At 67.4% G+C, this 18,685-nt stretch carries 20 protein-coding genes; 16 read left to right on the top strand and 4 right to left on the bottom strand.

All coding sequences use genetic code 11. The features are described from left to right. Positions 1-281: 281 nt before the first annotated feature. Positions 282-710, top strand: a complete 429-nt coding sequence (locus ACM6JT_RS11240) for a hypothetical protein (protein WP_407972430.1) — start codon at positions 282-284, stop codon at positions 708-710. Between the two features lie 49 nt (positions 711-759). Here the strand turns inward: ACM6JT_RS11240 and ACM6JT_RS11235 are convergent, their stop codons facing one another. After that, entirely contained in the window at positions 760-984 is a 225-nt protein-coding gene (locus ACM6JT_RS11235; RefSeq protein ID WP_034179850.1) for a hypothetical protein, read from the bottom strand. Between the two features lie 344 nt (positions 985-1,328). Here ACM6JT_RS11235 and ACM6JT_RS11230 point away from each other — a divergent pair, with 344 nt between their 5' ends. The 5 genes from ACM6JT_RS11230 (at position 1,329) to ACM6JT_RS11210 (ending at position 5,804) form a co-directional block, all read left to right on the top strand. After that, entirely contained in the window at positions 1,329-2,018 is a 690-nt protein-coding gene (locus tag ACM6JT_RS11230; protein WP_034179849.1) for a DUF969 domain-containing protein, read from the top strand. Next, on the top strand, positions 2,015-2,965 hold the full coding sequence (locus ACM6JT_RS11225) for a DUF979 domain-containing protein (RefSeq protein ID WP_034179848.1): 951 nt from the start codon (positions 2,015-2,017) through the stop codon (positions 2,963-2,965). The genes ACM6JT_RS11230 and ACM6JT_RS11225 overlap by 4 nt, the downstream gene beginning before the upstream one ends. Before the next feature lie 19 nt (positions 2,966-2,984). After that, entirely contained in the window at positions 2,985-4,007 is a 1,023-nt protein-coding gene (locus ACM6JT_RS11220) for a DUF2891 domain-containing protein (protein WP_105392175.1), read from the top strand. A gap of 119 nt (positions 4,008-4,126) precedes the next feature. Then, positions 4,127-4,450, top strand: coding sequence for a hypothetical protein (locus ACM6JT_RS11215; protein WP_414856486.1), 324 nt, complete (start codon positions 4,127-4,129; stop codon positions 4,448-4,450). Between the two features lie 289 nt (positions 4,451-4,739). Then, positions 4,740-5,804, top strand: a complete 1,065-nt coding sequence (locus ACM6JT_RS11210; protein WP_034179846.1) for an asparaginase — start codon at positions 4,740-4,742, stop codon at positions 5,802-5,804. Positions 5,805-5,934: 130 nt separating this feature from the next. Here the strand turns inward: ACM6JT_RS11210 and ACM6JT_RS11205 are convergent, their stop codons facing one another. Beyond that, positions 5,935-6,909, bottom strand: a complete 975-nt coding sequence (locus ACM6JT_RS11205; RefSeq protein WP_414856485.1) for a LysR family transcriptional regulator — start codon at positions 6,907-6,909, stop codon at positions 5,935-5,937. Positions 6,910-7,051: 142 nt separating this feature from the next. Here ACM6JT_RS11205 and aspA point away from each other — a divergent pair, with 142 nt between their 5' ends. Together aspA and ACM6JT_RS11195 are read left to right on the top strand one after the other, a co-directional pair. Beyond that, positions 7,052-8,458 carry an aspartate ammonia-lyase gene (gene aspA / locus ACM6JT_RS11200; RefSeq protein WP_034179844.1) on the top strand — a complete coding sequence of 469 codons (1,407 nt, stop codon included), beginning with the start codon at positions 7,052-7,054 and terminating at the stop codon, positions 8,456-8,458. A gap of 103 nt (positions 8,459-8,561) precedes the next feature. Further along, positions 8,562-10,067, top strand: a complete 1,506-nt coding sequence (locus ACM6JT_RS11195) for an amino acid permease (protein WP_243566340.1) — start codon at positions 8,562-8,564, stop codon at positions 10,065-10,067. Positions 10,068-10,119: 52 nt separating this feature from the next. Here ACM6JT_RS11195 and ACM6JT_RS11190 read toward each other — a convergent pair whose 3' ends face one another. Further along, complete coding sequence (locus ACM6JT_RS11190) at positions 10,120-10,803, bottom strand: alpha/beta hydrolase (protein ID WP_131946184.1); 684 nt, start codon at positions 10,801-10,803, stop codon at positions 10,120-10,122. A gap of 259 nt (positions 10,804-11,062) precedes the next feature. Continuing rightward, complete coding sequence (locus tag ACM6JT_RS11185; RefSeq protein ID WP_243566341.1) at positions 11,063-11,290, bottom strand: hypothetical protein; 228 nt, start codon at positions 11,288-11,290, stop codon at positions 11,063-11,065. 57 nt (positions 11,291-11,347) lie between these two features. On the opposite strand from ACM6JT_RS11185, the gene ACM6JT_RS11180 reads away from it, so the two are divergent. The 8 genes from ACM6JT_RS11180 (at position 11,348) to ACM6JT_RS11145 (ending at position 18,685) form a co-directional block, all read left to right on the top strand. Further along, positions 11,348-13,726 carry an MCP four helix bundle domain-containing protein gene (locus ACM6JT_RS11180; RefSeq protein ID WP_414856484.1) on the top strand — a complete coding sequence of 793 codons (2,379 nt, stop codon included), beginning with the start codon at positions 11,348-11,350 and terminating at the stop codon, positions 13,724-13,726. A 22-nt stretch (positions 13,727-13,748) separates the two neighbouring features. Beyond that, a complete protein-coding gene (locus ACM6JT_RS11175) occupies positions 13,749-14,477 on the top strand; it encodes a methyl-accepting chemotaxis protein (protein ID WP_217590678.1) in 729 nt (242 codons plus the stop codon). Continuing rightward, positions 14,474-15,046 (top strand): hypothetical protein, encoded by a 573-nt coding sequence (locus ACM6JT_RS11170; protein WP_414856483.1) that lies wholly within the window; start codon positions 14,474-14,476, stop codon positions 15,044-15,046. Before ACM6JT_RS11175 ends, ACM6JT_RS11170 begins: the two co-directional genes overlap by 4 nt. A 22-nt stretch (positions 15,047-15,068) precedes the next feature. After that, positions 15,069-16,028 (top strand): chemotaxis protein CheX, encoded by a 960-nt coding sequence (locus ACM6JT_RS11165; RefSeq protein ID WP_034179839.1) that lies wholly within the window; start codon positions 15,069-15,071, stop codon positions 16,026-16,028. Between the two features lie 36 nt (positions 16,029-16,064). Beyond that, positions 16,065-16,430, top strand: coding sequence for a response regulator (locus ACM6JT_RS11160; protein ID WP_006486240.1), 366 nt, complete (start codon positions 16,065-16,067; stop codon positions 16,428-16,430). A gap of 270 nt (positions 16,431-16,700) precedes the next feature. Further along, a complete protein-coding gene (locus tag ACM6JT_RS11155) occupies positions 16,701-17,273 on the top strand; it encodes a hypothetical protein (protein WP_414856482.1) in 573 nt (190 codons plus the stop codon). A 10-nt stretch (positions 17,274-17,283) separates the two neighbouring features. Next, a complete protein-coding gene (locus ACM6JT_RS11150) occupies positions 17,284-17,736 on the top strand; it encodes a DUF3592 domain-containing protein (protein WP_034179837.1) in 453 nt (150 codons plus the stop codon). Between the two features lie 154 nt (positions 17,737-17,890). Beyond that, positions 17,891-18,685 carry an enoyl-CoA hydratase gene (locus ACM6JT_RS11145; RefSeq protein WP_051983624.1) on the top strand — a complete coding sequence of 265 codons (795 nt, stop codon included), beginning with the start codon at positions 17,891-17,893 and terminating at the stop codon, positions 18,683-18,685.

Below are 18,685 nucleotides of genomic sequence, written 5' to 3'. Positions count from 1 at the left end.
GTTCGGCGCCGACGGGCGGCATCTGCGGCCGGGCGGCACGGCATTCTTTTTGGTTGGCGACGCCCCGAATGCTGTCATGCGGCGCGGGCGGCGGCAATCGAAAAATTTGCGCATTGCGCCGTTTCAGTGAGTTTCCTCTATGACGATGCGGCATTTCCGGCCGGTAACGGAACCGGGCCGGCGCAGTCGTGCATACCGGGGCCATGCGATCTCGGCTCGGCAGGCCGCCGAAGCACGCATGTTACCGTGCCGGCTTCGACAACAGGAACGAGGAGAACCGGATGGCTGGGCCCGACACCACGCTCGTCAGCCGCGACCCATACGCGCCGGTCGTGATCGAACGCGACGGCCGGTTGCTGTACCGGATCGACATCGAGAGCGGGCACGCGTCGTTCTACCGCGAGTTTCCGGTCGAGCCCGACGCGGTGCGCGTGCTGCGCGACGACGCCGAGCGCTACTACTTCCTGTTCGCGGCGCTTCATCATCCATACCAGTTGAGCGCGACGAACCTGTCCGACGCCGAGCGCGAACGCTACTTCAGCACGATCCTGTTTGCCGGCCGCGACGAAGTCGAAGCGTTCCTGACACAGCTCGATCGCGACAGCAACGGCGCCGTATCGAACCTGTTGAGGATCTTCACGCAGGCCGACTACGGGCAAATGCGCGCGGGCCGCTGGTTCGGCGCGGGCGCCGGCACGCCGGCCGCATAGCGGCACGCCACCGGGCACCCGGCCGCGCACCGGATGCGCGGCCGCGCCGTCAATGGCTGCGCGCGTACCCCTGGATCAGCGCGCGCATCATCCCTTCGACCGTCGCGTCGAGCAGGTCGGATTCCTGCTCGGCCTCCTCGACGAGCGCGGCATAGGCGGTCGCGAGCGTCACGCGGTCGACTTCATGGCGCTGTTCCATCAGCGTGACCATCCCGTCCTTCGCCAGATGAGCGGAGAACGCGCGGCTGCCGATGGTCTGGAATACGTCAATCATGGCGGCTCTCCCGTACGTTGCAGATGCTTTCCAGTTTAGTCTGCGCACCGGGGCTCCGCCACGCGCGGCGGCCCGTGCCGGCGGCCGCCGGCCGCGCGAATGCGAGGAAGCGCATGCCGCAACGCGTGCGGCCGCGCCGCCCGACCGGCGATGTATTCCTCTGATGAAACACTGCCGACACATGGCCCATGCACGGTGTCCGCATGCTTCAACGTTTACCCGAACCGGCAAATCGTCGACTTTTTATCGATAAAGTCTCGTGTTAGATTTCGCGGTCAGAGCCCGGTCCAAACCGGGCAGGCGGCCGCTGCACAGGCGCCGCGCGTCCAACACAAGGAGGAGCAATGCTGGTGCTGATTGGGGTGCCGATCGTCGTGATCGGTTTCGCGCTGCGCTTCAATGCGCTGCTGGTGGTCACGATCGCGGGGCTCGCGACGGGGCTGGCTGGCGGGCTGAATCTCGTCGACATCGTCAGCGCGTTCGGCAAGGCGTTCACCGAAAACCGCTACATGGGCCTCATCTGGCTGACGCTGCCGGTGATCGCGCTGCTCGAGCGCAACGGGCTCAAGGAGCAGGCGAAGCGGATGATCTCGCGCGTGCAGGCGGCGACCACGGGCCGCGTGCTGATGCTGTACTTCGTGCTGCGCCAGGCGACGGCCGCGCTCGGCCTCACGTCGCTCGGCGGCCATGCGCAGATGGTGCGGCCGCTGATCGCGCCGATGGCCGAGGCCGCCGCCGTCGACCGGCACGGCGAACTGCCCGAGTCGGTGCGCCAGCAGATCCGCGCGCATGCGTCGGGCGTCGACAACATCGCCGTGTTCTTCGGCGAGGACATCTTCATCGCGATCCAGTCGATCCTGCTGATCAAGGGCTTTCTCGAACAGAACGGGATCGTCGTCGAGCCGTTGCACCTGTCGGTATGGGCGATCCCGACCGCGATCGCCGCGCTGCTGATCCACTGCACGCGCCTCGCGCTGCTCGACCGCCGGCTCGCGCGCGGCTGCGGCTTGCTGGCGCAGGAGGGCGCGCGATGATCGGCCTCGAATCGCTGTACACGCTCGCGGGGCTGATGTTCGCCGCGTTTGCATGCTTCAACCTGACGGACCGCACCAACCCGCGGCGCGTCGTCAATTTCGCGTTCTGGGCGATCTATGCGGTCACGTTCCTGTTCGGCGCGCTGCTGCCGCATTTCGTGACGGGCTGCCTCGCGATCGGGCTCGCGGTGATCGCCGGCTCGGGCAAGCTCGGGCGCGGCAAGTCGGTCGAAGCCGGCGAAGCGGCGGCCGTGCGGCGCGAAACCCTCGCGCAGCGCTTCGGCAACCGGCTGTTCCTGCCCGCGCTGCTGATTCCGGTGGTCACGCTGATCGGCACGTTCGCACTGAAGCGCGTGCCGTTCGTCGACCCGAAGAGCGTGACGCTGATCTCGCTCGTGCTCGGCACGATCGTCGCGTTCGTCGTCGCGCTCGCGACGCTGCGCGATTCGCCCGTGCATGCGCTGAAGGAAGCGCGCCACACGATGGACGCGGTCGGCTGGGCCGCGATCCTGCCGCAGATGCTCGCGGCGCTCGGCGCGCTGTTCGCGGTCGCCGGTGTCGGCGGCGTGGTGTCGGGGCTCGTGAAGGACTGGGTGCCGATCGATTCGCCGTTCGCGGTCGTCGCGGCCTACACGGTCGGCATGGCGCTGTTCACGATGATCATGGGCAACGGCTTCGCCGCTTTCCCGGTGATGACGGCCGGCATCGGCCTGCCGCTGATCGTCCACCAGTTCCACGGCAACCCGGCGATCGTCGGCGCGATCGGGATGCTGAGCGGCTTCTGCGGTACGCTGATGACGCCGATGGCCGCGAACTTCAACATCGTGCCGGCGGCGCTGCTCGAACTGAAGGACAAGAACGGCGTGATCAAGGCGCAATGGCCGACGGCCGTGCTGCTGCTGGCCGTGAACACGCTGCTGATGTACGCATTCGTATTCCGCTTCTGACTCGATGGACGAGATCCTCATGACCGATCGACTCACGCCCGAACTCGCGTCGAAATTCGCGTCGCTCGCGCTCGCGCACCTGACCCGCGAATATCCGAACAAGCTCACGCATTCGCTCGAAGGCCCGCACGACGTGCAGGGGCCGCGCGCGCTGCATCCGATCTTCTACGGCAGCTACGACTGGCACTCGTGCGTGCACGGCTACTGGCTCGTGCTGCGCGTGCTCGAACGCTATCCGGCGCTGCCGGAGGCCGAGCGCATCGTCGCGATCGTCGACGCGCACTTCACCGACGCGAACGTCGCCGGCGAGCGCGCGTATCTCGCGCTGCCGCACAACAGCGGCTTCGAGCGGCCGTACGGCTGGGCGTGGCTGCTCGCGCTGTCCGCGCAACTCGAGCGGCTCGCGCTGAAGGGCGTGCTGCCGCAGGCCGCGCGCTGGGCGAAGACGATGGCGCCGCTCGCCGACCTGTTCGTGTCGCGCTTCGAGACCTTCCTGCCGAAAGCGACCTATCCGCTGCGCGTCGGCACGCACTTCAACACCGCATTCGCGCTGGCGCTCACGCTCGACTTCGCGCGCGACACGCAGCGCGACGGGCTCGCGGCGCTGATCGTCGACACCGCGAAGCGCTGGCACCTGAACGACGTCGCGTGCCAGGCGTGGGAGCCGTCGGGCGACGAATTCCTGTCGCCCGCGCTGATGGAGGCCGAGCTGATGCGGCGCGTGCTGCCGGCGGCCGAATTCGACGGCTGGTTCGCGCGCTTCTTGCCGGATCTCGCGCACGGCGAGCCGGCGACGCTGTTCGAGCCTGCGACGGTCAGCGACCGCAGCGACGGCAAGATCGCGCACCTCGACGGGCTGAACCTGAGCCGCGCGTGGTGCCAGCGTGCGCTTGCCGGCGCGCTGCGGGAAGGCGACGCGCGGCGCGCGAAGCTGCTCGACGCGGCCGGCCGGCATCTCGCGAGCGCGCTCGCGCACGTGGCCGGCGATTACATGGGCGAGCACTGGCTCGCGACGTTCGCGTTGCTTGCGCTGGAAGCGTAGCGCGAGAGCGAAACCCCGCCGGCGGCAAGGTCATCGGCGCGCGGCTATACTCGCCGCTCGGTCCGCTTCGCGCCGCATTCATCGCGCGAAGCGGCCATCCGCCAGTTCGCCTCTTCGCCATGGACAAGCTCATTTCCTACGTCGCCGCGATCTACGGGCTCGCCGGGCCCGTATCGATCGTGTCGCATGCGACGTCGCACGACCGCTGGACCGATGACGATGTCGAGGTCACGCGCGACGAAACCGAATATCGCTTCGACAACGGCGCGATCGTGCGCCGCTCGGTCGAGCAGGACCGCGCGCCGTCCGACCTGCTGTGCGCCGAATGCTGGATCGACTACGACGTGCTCCGCCATCCCGATGCACAGCCGATCAGCCCGTCGCGGCTGACGTTCGACAACGCATGCCGCGAAACCTTCTGGCTGCGCTACCACCTCGCGTGAACGTGCGGACGTGTGCGGCTGCATCATCCTGGCGGCACGCCGGCAGGTTCGCGCGTATGTCTGCGCCGTCGGGGGGGCGTGCGTCCCGGAATGGTGTGCGCAACAGAAATGAATTTGAATGGTTTTGTGCTGAATCGGTCAGGTTTGGTCGAACGAGGCTGCCTTTGCGTGGCATGCAACACCGCTTTCCATTGCCCGGCCGGCGCGCGGCGGCGGCGACTCGATACACTTCCGTACCGGTTGGACGGGCCCCGGCAACCAGGCCCGAGCAAGGAGGAGACAGGACACGATGGACATCCAACGCGCAGCGGTCGTCACGTACCGCGGCAATGCGATCGAGAACACGCACGTCGCCCATGTGGCGGTGGTGGATGCAAGCGGCAGGTTGCTGGCCCGGTTCGGCGATCCGTTCCGGATGACGCTGGCGCGCTCGGCGGCCAAGCCGGCCCAGGCGCTGTCGGTGATCGAGACGGGCGCGCCCGAGCGCTTCGGCTTCGACGACGCGGACATCGCGCTGATGTGTGCGTCGCACAGCAGCGAGGACCGGCACATCGAACGCACGCGGGCGATGCTCGCCAAGGTCGCCGCGCACGAATCGGATTTGCGTTGCGGCGGCCATCCGCCGTTGTCCGACGCGGTGTACCGGTCGTGGATCAAGCGCGACTACACGCCGACCGGCGTGTGCAGCAACTGTTCGGGCAAGCACGTCGGGATGCTGGCCGGCGCGCAGGCGATCGGCGCCGCGATGGCCGATTACCATCTGCCCGACCATCCGATGCAGGTGCGCGTGAAGCATGTCGTGGCTGACGCGTGCGGCTTGCGCGACGATGAAGTCGACTGGGCGATCGATGGATGCAACCTGCCGACGCCGGCGTTCTCGCTGGATCGGCTGGCGCGACTTTACGCATCGCTGGCCGACGGCGCGGACAAGGTGGAGGCGGGCGGCGGCGAGATCAGCGATCGCGTTCGCGCGCTGGCGCGCATTCATCGTGCGATGACGGCGCATCCGGAACTGGTCGCCGGTGACGGGCGCTATTGCACGGTGCTGATGAACGCGTTCGACGGGCAGGTGGTCGGCAAGCTCGGCGCCGATGCGTGCTACGGGATCGGCGTGCGTGCCTCGGAGAACACGCGGCGGCTCGGCGCCGACGGTGCGCTCGGCATCTCGGTGAAGATCGAGGACGGCAATCTCGACGTGTTGTACATGGTCGTCAGCGAGATTCTCGATCGGCTGCAGATCGGTACGTTCGTGCAGCGCGCGCAACTGGCCGGCTTCCACCGGCCGAGGATGCTCAATACGCAGGGCGTCGAGATCGGGCACGCCACGTTCCCGTTCGAACTGCAGCCTGCCTGAGCGGTGCCGCCGCGCCGATGCCGCCGCCCGCGAACCGGGCTGCGCGCATCGGCGTCCGCCCGCTAGCTGATCGGCACGAACGCGAACGCGAACGCGAACGCCAACGCCAACGCCAACGCCAACGCGCGCGCTACGCGCGAGCGCCGCGAATCTTCGCCGGCTCGACGTCCGACAGCTCGCCGATCTGCGCGAGATGTTCCGCGAGAAAGTCCTTCAGCACGCGCAGCTTCGCCGAGCTGCGCCGGTTCGCCAGATACGCGATGTAGATGAATTCGCCGGTCAGCCGGTTCTGCAGCCGGTAGCGCGGCAGCACGGCTTCGAGTTGCCCGCTCGCGAGCAGGTCGCGCACCAGCCAGATCTCGAACTCCGCGATGCCGAGCCCCGCGCAGGTCGCTTCGAGCAGCAGCTCCGAATGGTCGGTGACGAGATTGCCGGCCGGCAGCACGCTGTGCCGCACGTCGCCGTGCACGAAATCCCAGCGTGGATCGCCTTCCGGGTGCACGTAGCGCAGGCAGTTGTGGTGCTTCAGGTCGTCCGGCGCCGACGGGCGCCCGCAGCGATCGAGATAGCCGGGCGCTGCGCACAGGATGCTGTCGTTGCGCGACAGCCGGTGGACGACCAGGTTGTCCAGGTAGTTCTCGCCCTCGTGAATGTCGAGATCGAAGCCGCCGGCCACGAGGTCGTTGTGGTTGTCGGTGAGCCGCACGTCGAGCTGGATCGTCGGGTAGCGCGCGAGAAACGGCGCGATCAGCGGCGCGAGGTGACGGCGGCCGAACGCGACCGGCGCGGTGAGCTTCAGCGGGCCGCTCGGCTGCGCATTCAGCTCGGCGACCACGCGCAGCGTGTCGTCGAGATCGGCGATCAGCGTGACGGCGCGCTCCAGATAGATGTGGCCGGCCTCGGTCAGCGTCACGCTGTGCGTCGAACGGTGCAGCAGCGCGACGCCGAGCGCCTCCTCGATTGCCGTCACCTTGCGCGCGACGGTCGACGTCGACACGTGCATCTCCTTCGCGACCGCCGAAAAACTTCCCGTTTCGACCACTCTCACGAACGCGCGCATCGCGCCGAGGTGATCGATGCCTGTCTCTCTCATGCCTTTCTTCATTCGATTCTCGTTGTTGCATTCCACGCAAAACCGCTTTCGATAATACAGAGGCGAGCTTGTTTTTGCAAAGGCATAGAATGCGAACCCGTCGCGTCGGGAAGCGGCGCACGACGAGCGGCACGAGACACCCAGGAGGGGCACGATGGCAGAAAACGGCTTCCGCGTCGAAGCGGATCTTTTAGGTAAACGAAGCATTCCGGATGCGGCCTACTACGGCGTTCATACGCTGCGCGCGAAAGAGAATTTCGACATTTCCGGCCGCAGTATCGCGACGCTGCCGTACTTCGTGATGGCGCTCGCGGCCGTGAAGGAAGCCGCGGCCGACGCCAACTGCGAACTCGGGCTGCTGCCGCAGCCGTATCGCGATGCGATCGCCGCCGCGTGCGTCGAGATCCGCGAAGGGCGCCTGCACGACCAGTTCGTCGTCGACGTCATCCAGGGCGGGGCCGGCACGTCGACCAACATGAACGCGAACGAGGTGATCTGCAACCGCGCGCTCGAAATCATGGGGCACGCGCGCGGGCAGTACGAATACCTGCATCCGAACGAGCACGTCAATCTCGCGCAGAGCACCAACGACGTCTATCCGACCGCGATCCGGATCGCGACGTGCTTCGCGGTCGAACACCTGCTCGAGGCGATGGCGCGGCTGCGCGATGCGTTCGCGGAGCGGGCCGACGCGTTCGCGGGCCTGCTGAAGCTCGGCCGTACGCAGTTGCAGGACGCGGTGCCGATGACGCTCGGCCAGGAATTCTCGACGTACGCGGTGATGCTGACCGAAGACATCGCGCGGCTGCAGGAAGCCGGCTGGCTGATCCGCGAGATCAATCTCGGCGCGACCGCGATCGGCACCGGGATCACCGCGCATCCGGAGTATGCGGAGAAGGCGCTGGCGGCGCTGCGGCGCATTACCGGGCTCGACCTGAGCACCGCGCCGAACCTGATCGAGGCGACGCAGGATTGCGGCGCGTTCGTGCAGGTCTCGGGCGTGCTCAAGCGGATCGCCGTCAAGCTGTCGAAGATCTGCAACGACCTGCGGCTGCTGTCGAGCGGCCCGCGCGCGGGGTTCGGCGAGATCAACCTGCCGCCCGTGCAGGCCGGCTCGTCGATCATGCCGGGCAAGGTGAATCCGGTGATCCCGGAAGTCGTCAACCAGGTCGCGTTCGAGGTGTTCGGCAACGACCTGACCGTGACCTTCGCCGCCGAGGCCGGACAGCTTCAGCTCAACGCATTCGAGCCGGTGATTGCCAGCGCGCTGTTCCGCAGCTTCAGCCACCTGACGGCCGCATGCACGACGCTGGAGCAGCGGTGCGTGAGCGGGATCACCGCGAATCCCGAGCGGCTGCGCGAAACGATGGAGCGCTCGGTCGCGCTCGCGACCGCGCTGAACCCGTACATCGGCTACAAGCGCGCGACCGCCGTGGCCGCCGAAGCGCACGCGACCGGCAAGTCGATCCGCGAGGTCGTGCTGGAGCGCGAACTGATGACCGATGCGCAACTGGACGACGCGCTGCAGCCCGAAGCACTGATCCGGCCGCGCGTGCTTTGACACCGGCCGCGCGGCGCCGGCGCATGCCGCCGGCGGCCCGCGCGCGGCCGTTCAAAAAGCGCCCCGGAGCGGGGCGCGACACATCAATACACGGAGACTCAACATGAAACACACCAGCGAGCGGCCGGCCGATACGGCCGGCGGCGCGGATTCCCGTCATGCCGATCCCGACGCGATGTTCGCGTCGCACGAAGCCGGTTATGCGAAGCATTTGAAGCCGCGGCACGTGCAGATGATCGCGATGGGCGGTGCGATCGGCACCGGCCTCTTTCTCGGCGCGGGCGGGCGCCTGCAAAGCGCGGGGCCCGCACTGGCGCTCGTGTATCTCGTCTGCGGCGTGTTCGCGTTCCTGATCATGCGCGCGCTCGGCGAGCTCGTGATGCACCGGCCGACCAGCGGCAGCTTCGTGTCGTATGCGCGGGAGTTCATGGGCGAGCGCGCGTCGTTCGTCGCGGGCTGGATGTACTACCTGAACTGGGCGACGACCGGCATCGTCGACATCACCGCGGTCGCGATCTACATGAAGTACTGGGCCGTGTTCACGGACGTGCCGCAGTGGGTGTTCGCGCTCGGCGCGCTCGGGATCGTGTCGGTGATGAACATGATCGGCGTGAAGGTGTTCGGCGAGATGGAGTTCTGGTTCTCGCTCGTGAAGGTGGGCACGCTCGCGGTGTTCCTCGCGGTCGGCGCCGTGTTCCTCGCGAGCGGCCATCCGGTCGCCGGCCAGATGCCGGGGCTTCACCTCGTCGCGGATCACGGCGGGATCTTTCCGCACGGCATCCTGCCGGCCGTGCTGATCGTGCAGGGCGTCGTGTTCGCGTATGCGAGCATCGAGCTCGTCGGCGTCGCGGCGGGCGAGACCGCCGATGCGCGCAAGGTGCTGCCGAAGGCCATCAACGGCGTGATGTGGCGCATCGCGCTGTTCTACGTCGGTTCGGTCGTGCTGTTGACGCTGCTGCTGCCGTGGACCGCATACAGCGCGCACGAAAGCCCGTTTGTCACGTTCTTCGGCAAGCTCGGCGTGCCGTACGTCGGCACGGTGATGAACGTCGTGGTGCTGACCGCCGCGCTGTCGAGCCTGAATTCGGGCCTCTATTCGACCGGGCGCGTGCTGCGCTCGCTCGCGATGGGCGGGTCGGCGCCGCGCTTCGTGTCGCGGATGAATGCGCGCGGCGTGCCGTACGGCGGGATCCTGATCACGGTCGCGATCAATGCGATCGGCGTGCCGCTGAACTACATCGTGCCGGCCCAGGCGTTCGAGATCGTGCTGAACATGGCGTCGCTCGGGATCATCACGACGTGGGGCTTCATCGTGATGAGCCAGATCCTGTTCCGCCGCGCGGTCGATCGCGGCGAGCTGAAGGCCGTGTCGTTCCGGATGCCCGGCGCGCCGTTCACGTCGTGGCTCACGCTCGCATTCCTCGTCGGCGTGCTGGTGCTGATGGCGTTCGACTACCCGGGCGGTACGTGGACCGTCGCGACGATTCCGGTTGTCGTGCTCGCGTTGGTGATCGGCTGGAAGCTCGCGAAGCGCGGTGCCGAGCGTGAGCGGGCGGTTGCGGCGCCTGCGGTCGTGCGCGCCGTCGCGGATCCTGCGCGGAACGCGTGACGGTACGCGCCGGGGGCGCCGGTCCGTTCGCGGGCAGGCGCCCCCGGTGCGGTCAGTTCAATCCGGTGCGTTCGCCGACCCATCGGCCGAAATCGGCGGCCATTTCCTGAGTCAATTCGTGCCCGGCCGCATACAGCCGCGTGTCGTGTGCGACATCGAGCGCCGTGAGCTTCGCATCGGCGGTGCCGGCCCATGCGACGGGCAGCTTGTCGTCGAAGCGGCCATGCACGATCAGCGCGTGCAACGGGCGAAGCGCGTCGCGCGGCGCGATCAGCGGATCGATTTCCGGCAGGATGCGTCCGCACAGCACGGCGAACCCGACGACGTCGGCCGGCGACGTGAGGCCGACGCTCGCGCTCATGATGCCGCCCTGGCTGAAGCCGGCGATCACGGCCGGCAGCGCGGAGCCCGCGCCGTCCCGCGCGCGGAACGCATGCAGCAGCGTGATCAACTGGAGGCGGCTGGCGTCCGCGCGGGCCGCATCGATTTCGGGGCCGTTCGGGCCGAAGCGCACCGGAAACCACGCGTGCTGATTGGGCCCGAAGGTCAGCGGGCCGCGTACGAACGCGATCTCGATGCGCGGATCGATCACATCGGCCACGTTCAGCAGGTTGGTCTCGTTGCCGCCGACGCCATGCAGCAGCAACAGGCGGGCGGCGGGGCGGCCGGCAGCCGGGCGCAGCCGGTACTGGAGGCCCGAATCGGGATCGGTGGTCAGCGGCAGGGCGTCGGTCATCGCGTGGGTCCGGAAAGGGGAACGATGCGACAGTCTAGAGCGTGCGGACGGGGAGGTGAATCGCCGGGTGGCGATTGATTATTTCCTGCGAGGAATGAATCCGGTCGCGCGAGTATTCGCGACGCGGTGATCGCGGCGGGGCCGGGAGGCTCGGCTGAACCAAGCGTTCCTGATTTCTCGTGCGCGAACGACGCATCGATTATATAAAGACGCCGAAACAAACCGGTTAATCGATAATGCGCAAACGTCTTGCCGATATTCAATAATTTTGAATTGCCGGAATGCGAATAAAACAATGAATATCCGCTACTCCGTCGATTCGGAAAAGCCAGCAGCCGCATGGGCGCTGAAGCCCGGAGGTTAACGGCAAACCCGCGAAAAACTTTAGCTTTTTCCCGCTGCAATTAATCATTCCAATTTCCTCAATGATCGATTGATTAACGGTCATCGGACAGTCATGCACCATCCCCGATAATTCGGCGCTCATATTCTTTCATTAGACCAATGGGCGGTCGAAGCCGGATCGCTGCGGGGAGCTGTACTCATGACCATCCGTCATCGCATTACGCTGCTAGTCGTCCTGACGTTCTTCGCGCTGTCCGCGATCGGCATCTATGCCGTGTACCAGACGCGCAAGAGCGCGTCCGAGGTGCGCCAGGTCACCCAGGGCATCGTGCCGAGCGCGCTCGCGTCGGCCGATCTCGTCGCCGATGTGAAGAACATCCAGATCGCGACGATGACGCTCGTCTACGCGCCCGACGCGAATACCGCCGCGCAGGCGCGCGACGAGCTGAAGGCGAAGCAGGCCGCGCTGCGCGCCGCGCTCGACGCGCAGGCGCGATCGGCAGTCGGCCGCGCGCAGGAAGGCCTCGTCGCGCAGGCGAAGGACAGCGCCGCGAACTATTTCGCGGCGATCGACGACACCGTCAAGATGAAGACCGACGGCAAGGCCGAGATGGCGCAGGCCTACCTGTTCGCGAACGTCGCGCAGTATCGCGACGAACTCGAAAGCATCGTCGACACGCTGCGCGTCGAGAAGAACCGCCAGAAGGACGACGCGATCAGCGCGCTGAACGGGATGCTCGCGACGACGGCAACCGCGATCGCGGGCGTTGCCGGCACGGTGATCGTGCTGCTGACCGCGCTCGGCTTCGTGCTGTATCGCCAGATCACGCGTCCGCTGATCGGGATGCAGACGATGATGAGCGAGATCGCGACGAGCCAGGATTTCACGCGCCGCGTGCCGGTGGGCCGGATGGACGAGATCGGCCATTCGATCGTCGCGTTCAACGGGATGATCGAGAAGATCCAGGAGAACGCCGCGCAGCTCAAGCAGAAGACGGCGGACATCCAGGCGATGCTGCAGAACATGCAGCAGGGGATCCTGACCGTCGTCGAAGGCGGCGTCGTGCACGCGGAGTATTCGGCGTACCTCGAAACCATCTTCGAGACGAACGACATCGCCGGCCGCGACCTGATGGCGCTCGTGTTCGACGATTCGGCGATCGGCGCCGACGCGCGTTCGCAGGTCGATGCGGCCGTGCACGCGTGCCTCGGCGAAGACAGCATGAACTTCGAATTCAACGCGCACCTGCTCGTCAACGAAGTCGCGAAGCGGATGCCGGACGGCCGCGAGAAATGGCTCGACCTGAGCTGGTCGGCGATCACCGACGAGACCGATACGGTCGTGCGCCTGATGCTGTGCGTGCGCGACGTGACCGAGATTCGCGAGCTGACCGCGCAGGCCGGCGAGCAGCAGCGCCGCCTCGAGATGATCGGCGAGATCCTGTCGATCAGCCAGGACAAGTTCCATGACTTCGTGCACAGCGCGAAGGGCTTCCTCAGCGAGAACGAACGGATGATCCGCCAGCACGAGCGCGCCGATCACTCGATCGTCGCGGCGCTGTTCCGCAACATGCACACGATCAAGGGCAATGCGCGCACGTACAGCCTGCAGCACCTGACGAACATCGTCCACGAAGCGGAGCAGGCATACGAATCGCTGCGCCGCGCGGATGGCGGCCCCGAGTGGAACCGCGATGCGCTGATGGACGATCTGGCGCGCGTGCGCGATGCCGTCGAACGCTACGCGACGATCAACGCGGTCACGCTCGGCCGCAGCGGCGAACCGGCGCAAGGCGGCGCCGACTTCCTGATGGTCGAACGCGCGCACATCAGCGAGAGCCTGCGTGTGCTCGACGGCGCCGATCCGGCGAACGCGGCCGACTGGCATGCGGCACGCGATGCCGTGCGCCGCATGCTGAGCCAGCTCGGCACGCAGGGCATCGGCGATGCGCTCGGCGGCGTGATCGAGTCGCTGCCGTCGCTCGCGGCCGAACTCGGCAAGCCGGCGCCCGTCGTGCATATCGACAGCCACGGCCATCGCGTGCGCAGCGAGATCGGCGCGACGCTGAAGAACGTGTTCATGCACCTGCTGCGCAATTCGATCGACCACGGGATCGAATCGTCCGAAGAGCGCCGCGCGGGCGGCAAGGCGGCGTCCGGCACGATCGACATCGCGGTCGGCGTCGGCGGCGGCGAGTTGTGGTTCGTGTTGAGCGACGATGGCCGCGGCCTCGCGCTCGACCGGATTCGCGGCATCGCGTGCGAGCGCGGGTGGATTGATGCCGGCAACGAAGCGGCGCTCACCGACGAAGATGTGGCCGAGCTGATCTTCCGGCCGGGCTTCTCGACCGCGCACGCGGTAACCGAGGTGTCGGGGCGCGGCGTCGGCATGGACGCGGTGCGCAACTTCCTGAAGCGCGACGGCGGCGACATCGCGCTGCGCTTCACCGACGATCGCGTCGGTGCGCCGTATCGCGCGTTCGAGACGATCGTGTCGCTGCCGGCGCGCTTCGCGGCGGACGGTGCCGGTCACGGCGCCGCGCACGAGCGCATTGCAGACGTCGGCGCAGCGGAGTGACGGCGTGATCGTGCAGGCGTGGATGATCCCGATTGCCGCCGCGCTGGCTGGCGGCTTCGTCGTCGCGGTGGCGGCGGCGATCGCGTTTCGCGTGACGCGCAAGCGGCTCGTCGCGGCGATGGAGCGTGACGTGAACGCGTTGCGCGGCGCGCTCGACGCGGCCACCGCGAGGGCGGCAGAAGCGGCGTCGGCACATGCCGAGGCCGCCGACGCATGGGCGCAACGCGAGGCGCAGCTCGAGGATGCGCTGGCGCGCGAGGCATCCGCGGCCGGTACGCAGCGCGACGCGCTGCAGGCGCTGTCGGCGGACCGCGCCGCGCTCGCGCAGCATGCGATGAAGATCGCCGACGAAGCCGCGCGCCTGCGCGGGCTCGCCGGCACGTTCGAGCGCTGGCACGAGCAGATGATCTCGCTGACCACGCAGAACCAGGACATGCGCGCGAAGAACCAGGAGCTGTCGGCGATCGTCGCGCACGTGTCGATCGTGTCGCTGAACGCGTCGATCGAGGCGGCACGCGCGGGCACGGCCGGACGCGGCTTCTCGATCGTCGCGAGCGAGGTGCGCGGGCTGGCCGCACGTTCGCAGCAGTTGTCGAACAGCTATCGCGACAGCCTGAACCGCAACGATCTCGTGACGGCCGCGACGTTCCAGGACATCCAGGCCGGCGGCAAGATGATCACGGCCGCGCTCGCGACCGTCGAGACGCTGGCCGGGCAGCTGCACGCGCGGATCGAAGGAGCGGCGGCGTGATCAGCGCGCAGGCGAAAGCCGGCTTCGAGCGGATCTTTTTCGACGCGGCGCGCACGCGGCTCGCGTCCGGCGGCGCGTGCGACATCCGGCCGTCGGGCGGCGATGCGCCCGATTCCGCGCGCGCGACTTCGCGATCGAAACCGAAGGTGCCCGAGTACGTCGTGGTACTGACGATCTCGGCGCTGCATTTCCGCCTGCTGCTCGCGCTGCGCTTCAGCGACGACGATGCGACGCGCGGCCATTTTGCCGGCGCGACGGCGGGCACGAGCGGCCAGCGGCCGCTGCCCGAAGCATTCATGGAAGTCGCGAACCTGTGCTGCGGCGCGATCAACCAGGCGCTGACCGTGCCGTTTCCCGATCTCGGGATGTCGACGCCTTCCCTGCTGAGCGGCGCGAGCATCGACTGGCTGCCCGCGCTCGCACCCGATTACGTGGGCGCCTACGACCTGACGATCGACGGCGACGTGCGGGTCGGCGCGACGCTGTGCGTGTGCGCGAACGCACCGGTCGATTTCCATGTGCCGGAAACGGCCGCGGTAGATACCGGCGGCGAGCTCGAACTGTTCTGATCGACCATGAGGATCCCTTGAGATGACCGAAGACCAACCCGTCAGCAAGGTGCTCGTGCTCGACGACAGCCGCACGCACGCCGATGCGATCAAGCGTTTCTGCGACGAGCACAACCTGGTCGGCCTGACCGTGCGGCGCAGCCGGCTGCTGAAGGTGCTGCGCTCGAACATCGATCTCGGCGCGATCCTGCTCGCCGAGGATTACGGCGGCTCGCCGGTCGAGAGCGCGATCATCGCGACGCAGATCGACGCGCTGCGGCCCGAGCTGCCGATCATTCTGCGCCGCGAATCGCTCGCTTCGCGCGACGGGCTGCCCGACGCGCTTGCGCGGGTGGCATGCGCGGCCTACGTCGCGGACGACATGACGCCGCTCAAGCGCGCGATCGACGAATACCTGTTCGGCCGCGATTACCCGAACGCGCTCGTGCGTGGTATCTCGGAGATTACCGAGGCGCGCATCGACAGCCTGTTTCCGGGCATGACGATCGAGCACGAGACGCCGTGCATCGTCCGCGACCAGATCATCTTCGGCGAGGTGTTCAGCCTGATCGCGCTCGAAAGCGCGTGGTGCCGCGGCTACATGCTGCTGCAGACGAGCGAGCAGCCGCTACTCGACATGATCGGCGGCACGCGTGGCGACGGCCGCGCGCCGGATTTCCGCGACGTGAACAGCGTGCTCGGCGAGCTGACCAACCTCATATGGGGCGCGTTCAAGAACCGCTATCTCGGCGATGCCGAGGCGCTCGCGCGCCATCCGGTGCAGGTGCCGCTCGTCGTCAATCACAAGCAGAAGTTCATCTCGTTCGGCGGCGACTGTCCGCAGCTGTGCTTCAAGTACCGGATGACCGACCCGGCATCGGGGCGCTTCGTCTGTCTCGACCAGCGTTTCGTGTTCAGCCTGAGCTGGTCGCCGGAGGATTTCCGCGAATCGGTGCAGGACGTGGGGCCGATGGTCGAATCGGGTGAACTCGAACTGTTTTGAATTTTGAAGTCCGAAAGAAAGGAAGGGGAATACGACATGGCAAAGATTCTGGTGGTCGACGATTCGGGCACGGTGCGCGACGAGGTCGCGGGCTTCCTGCGCAATCACGGGCTCGACGTCGCGACGGCCGTCGACGGCAAGGACGGGCTCGCGAAGCTCAAGGCGACGCCCGGCGTGCGCCTCGTGATCAGCGACGTGAACATGCCGAACATGGACGGCCTGACGATGGTCGAGAAGATCCGCGGCGAACTGGCGAACACGGCCGTCAACGTCGTGATGCTGACGACCGAAAGCAGCCCGGCGATGAAGGAGCGCGGCAAGGCGGCCGGCGTGAAGGGCTGGATCGTGAAGCCGTTCAAGGGCGACGCGGTGCTCGACGCGCTGAAGAAGCTCGCGGGCTGACGCGCGTTTGGCTGGAGCGGGCCCGATACCGGTTCCGCGTTCGACGCTGCGGCTCGGGTTGCGCGGCCGCCACGGCGCGCCGCCGCGCACATCTGGCTGCGGAGACGATCGCGCGCGTCGCGAGCGGCGGGTAGTGCCTGATAGCGGCGAATGGCGCGCGCAATTTACAGCGCACTGCGATATCCGTATCCTGCCGGATGCCGAGGGCGGCGTGCCTGCGCGTCATGCGCATCACGCCCGGCATCCATAACAGTCGGGAACGGGATTCCAATGAAAATCAAAATCGGTCAGGCAGCGCCCGCGCGAGGCGCATGCGTGGCGCTGGTGGCCGCGCTGACGGGCGGATGCGCAAGCACCGGGCAGCAGGCCGTCGCCGACAGCGGTTCGTCGTACACGTGCAATCGCACGCAAGCCGACGGGCAGGTGTCGGCCGGAGGGGGAGCCAACGGGTGCTATTTCGTGCTGCACGATCCCGCGACGAAACGGGTGCTGCCGAATACGCGCTATGCATTTGCGCTTTACACGAGCGCGGCCCGGAACACCAAGGAGCTCGAAGTCGAAGGCACGACCGACGAGAAGGGGCGCACGGCGTATGTGCGCTCCGCCGCGCCGATCGATGCTTCGCGCATGGTGCTCGTCAACATGATCGGCGTTGGCCCGACCGCGCGTATTCCGGTGCTGGTCCGGCCGACGGACGGCCAGCGCATCCCGTTCGCGGCTTACAAGGTCACGGGCTGCAACGGCCCGTACGAAGGTGTGACCGACGAAACGGGGCACGGCGTGATGTACCGCTGCAAGACACCGTCGAAGATCGACGTGTCGTTCCATCAGTCACGCCCGTAGGGCTGGCGACATGGTGCCCGAATCGGCGCGTGCGGCCGCGCAGCACATGGAGATGCTGATCGTGAAGGGCGTCTTCTTTGCCGTGGTGGGCACGTGCATGCTGATCGGCGTCGTCATGTATGCGCAATCGACGCGCGAGTTCCTGCGGACGTCGGTCGTCGTGCCGGGCCACGTCGTGAGGCTGAACGCGGGCCCGCATCATCCGGAGATCGCGTTCACGACGCTTGCGGGCGAGCATGTCGAATACCCGCAGGGCGGCGACGTCAGCGTGAAGGACGGCGCGACGGTCGAGGTGCGTTACGCGCCGGAGGCGCCCGCGATGACCGCGCGAATGAATACGTTCGGCGCGATCTGGGGCGACGTGCTGACCTTTGGTGTCATGGGCGCGGTCTTTTTCCTGGCCGGTATCGGGCACCTTTGGTCGGGCGTGCGCGCATGGCACAGCGGGCGCACGCGCGCTTGAGCGCTTGAGCGCTTGAGCGCCGGCGCCGGTGCCACGCGACTGGACGCCGCACGGAATGTGGAGGACCATTTCACCGACATGCCGCGAACGCGTGCGCCATCGCCGCCCGTTCGTGCCGCCCCCAATCCTGCCGAACCCCGTCGAGCGGAACATCATGGAACCCGATCAAGAGACTGCCGAGCCGATCCTGTTGCGCGAGGTGCGCGACGGCGTCGTCACGCTGCGGCTGAACCGGCCGCAGCAGTTCAACGCGTTGTCCGAAGCGATGCTCGCGAGCCTGTACGACGCGTTCGGTGTGCTGGCGGCCGATCCGCACGTGCGCTGCGTCGTGCTGGCCGCGCAAGGCAAGGCGTTCTGCGCGGGCCACGACCTGCGGCAGATGCGCGGCAAGCCGGAACTCGACTACTACCGCGCGCTGTTCGCGCAGTGCAGCCGCGTGATGCTCGCGATGCGCGCGTTGCCGGTGCCGGTGATCGCGCGCGTGCAAGGCATCGCGACGGCGGCCGGCTGCCAGCTCGTCGCCGCGTGCGATCTGGCGATCGCGGCCGACACCGCGCGTTTCGCGGTATCGGGCATCAACGTCGGGCTGTTCTGTTCGACGCCGGCCGTCGCGCTGAGCCGCAACGTCACGGCGAAGCGCGCGTTCGACATGCTCGTGACCGGGCGCTTCGTCGATGCGGCGACGGCCGCCGCGTGGGGGCTCGTCAACGAGGCCGTGCCCGAGGACGCGCTCGACGTGGCCGTCGCGCGCAAGGTCGCTGAGATCGTCGCGAAGAGCCCGGCCGCGGTGCGCTACGGCAAGCAGATGTTCTATCGCCAGCGCGAGTTGCCGCTCGATGAAGCGTATGCGTATGCGGGCGACGTGATGGCCCGCAATATGATGGAAGAGGATGCGGGCGAAGGGATCGACGCGTTCCTCGAGAAGCGGAAGCCGACGTGGCGTTCGTAG

This window comes from Burkholderia sp. IT-111MI5 (assembly GCF_949752865.1).
Classification (GTDB): domain Bacteria; phylum Pseudomonadota; class Gammaproteobacteria; order Burkholderiales; family Burkholderiaceae; genus Burkholderia; species Burkholderia pyrrocinia_C.
This window is presented reverse-complemented; position numbering and strand designations above follow the sequence as displayed.

Bases quoted from the DNA above. Each gene is read 5' to 3' on its own strand.
- aspA (WP_034179844.1), top strand. From the start codon at position 7,052: ATGGCAGAAAACGGCTTCCGCGTCGAAGCGGATCTTTTAGGTAAACGA.
- ACM6JT_RS11150 (WP_034179837.1), top strand. From the start codon at position 17,284: ATGGTGCCCGAATCGGCGCGTGCGGCCGCGCAGCACATGGAGATGCTG.
- ACM6JT_RS11230 (WP_034179849.1), top strand. From the start codon at position 1,329: ATGCTGGTGCTGATTGGGGTGCCGATCGTCGTGATCGGTTTCGCGCTG.
- ACM6JT_RS11160 (WP_006486240.1), top strand. From the start codon at position 16,065: ATGGCAAAGATTCTGGTGGTCGACGATTCGGGCACGGTGCGCGACGAG.
- ACM6JT_RS11240 (WP_407972430.1), top strand. From the start codon at position 282: ATGGCTGGGCCCGACACCACGCTCGTCAGCCGCGACCCATACGCGCCG.
- ACM6JT_RS11215 (WP_414856486.1), top strand. From the start codon at position 4,127: ATGGACAAGCTCATTTCCTACGTCGCCGCGATCTACGGGCTCGCCGGG.
- ACM6JT_RS11210 (WP_034179846.1), top strand. From the start codon at position 4,740: ATGGACATCCAACGCGCAGCGGTCGTCACGTACCGCGGCAATGCGATC.
- ACM6JT_RS11180 (WP_414856484.1), top strand. From the start codon at position 11,348: ATGACCATCCGTCATCGCATTACGCTGCTAGTCGTCCTGACGTTCTTC.
- ACM6JT_RS11155 (WP_414856482.1), top strand. From the start codon at position 16,701: ATGAAAATCAAAATCGGTCAGGCAGCGCCCGCGCGAGGCGCATGCGTG.
- ACM6JT_RS11205 (WP_414856485.1), bottom strand. From the start codon at position 6,909: ATGAAGAAAGGCATGAGAGAGACAGGCATCGATCACCTCGGCGCGATG.
- ACM6JT_RS11235 (WP_034179850.1), bottom strand. From the start codon at position 984: ATGATTGACGTATTCCAGACCATCGGCAGCCGCGCGTTCTCCGCTCAT.
- ACM6JT_RS11145 (WP_051983624.1), top strand. From the start codon at position 17,891: ATGGAACCCGATCAAGAGACTGCCGAGCCGATCCTGTTGCGCGAGGTG.
- ACM6JT_RS11225 (WP_034179848.1), top strand. From the start codon at position 2,015: ATGATCGGCCTCGAATCGCTGTACACGCTCGCGGGGCTGATGTTCGCC.
- ACM6JT_RS11220 (WP_105392175.1), top strand. From the start codon at position 2,985: ATGACCGATCGACTCACGCCCGAACTCGCGTCGAAATTCGCGTCGCTC.
- ACM6JT_RS11175 (WP_217590678.1), top strand. From the start codon at position 13,749: ATGATCCCGATTGCCGCCGCGCTGGCTGGCGGCTTCGTCGTCGCGGTG.
- ACM6JT_RS11185 (WP_243566341.1), bottom strand. From the start codon at position 11,290: ATGAGCGCCGAATTATCGGGGATGGTGCATGACTGTCCGATGACCGTT.
- ACM6JT_RS11165 (WP_034179839.1), top strand. From the start codon at position 15,069: ATGACCGAAGACCAACCCGTCAGCAAGGTGCTCGTGCTCGACGACAGC.
- ACM6JT_RS11190 (WP_131946184.1), bottom strand. From the start codon at position 10,803: ATGACCGACGCCCTGCCGCTGACCACCGATCCCGATTCGGGCCTCCAG.
- ACM6JT_RS11195 (WP_243566340.1), top strand. From the start codon at position 8,562: ATGAAACACACCAGCGAGCGGCCGGCCGATACGGCCGGCGGCGCGGAT.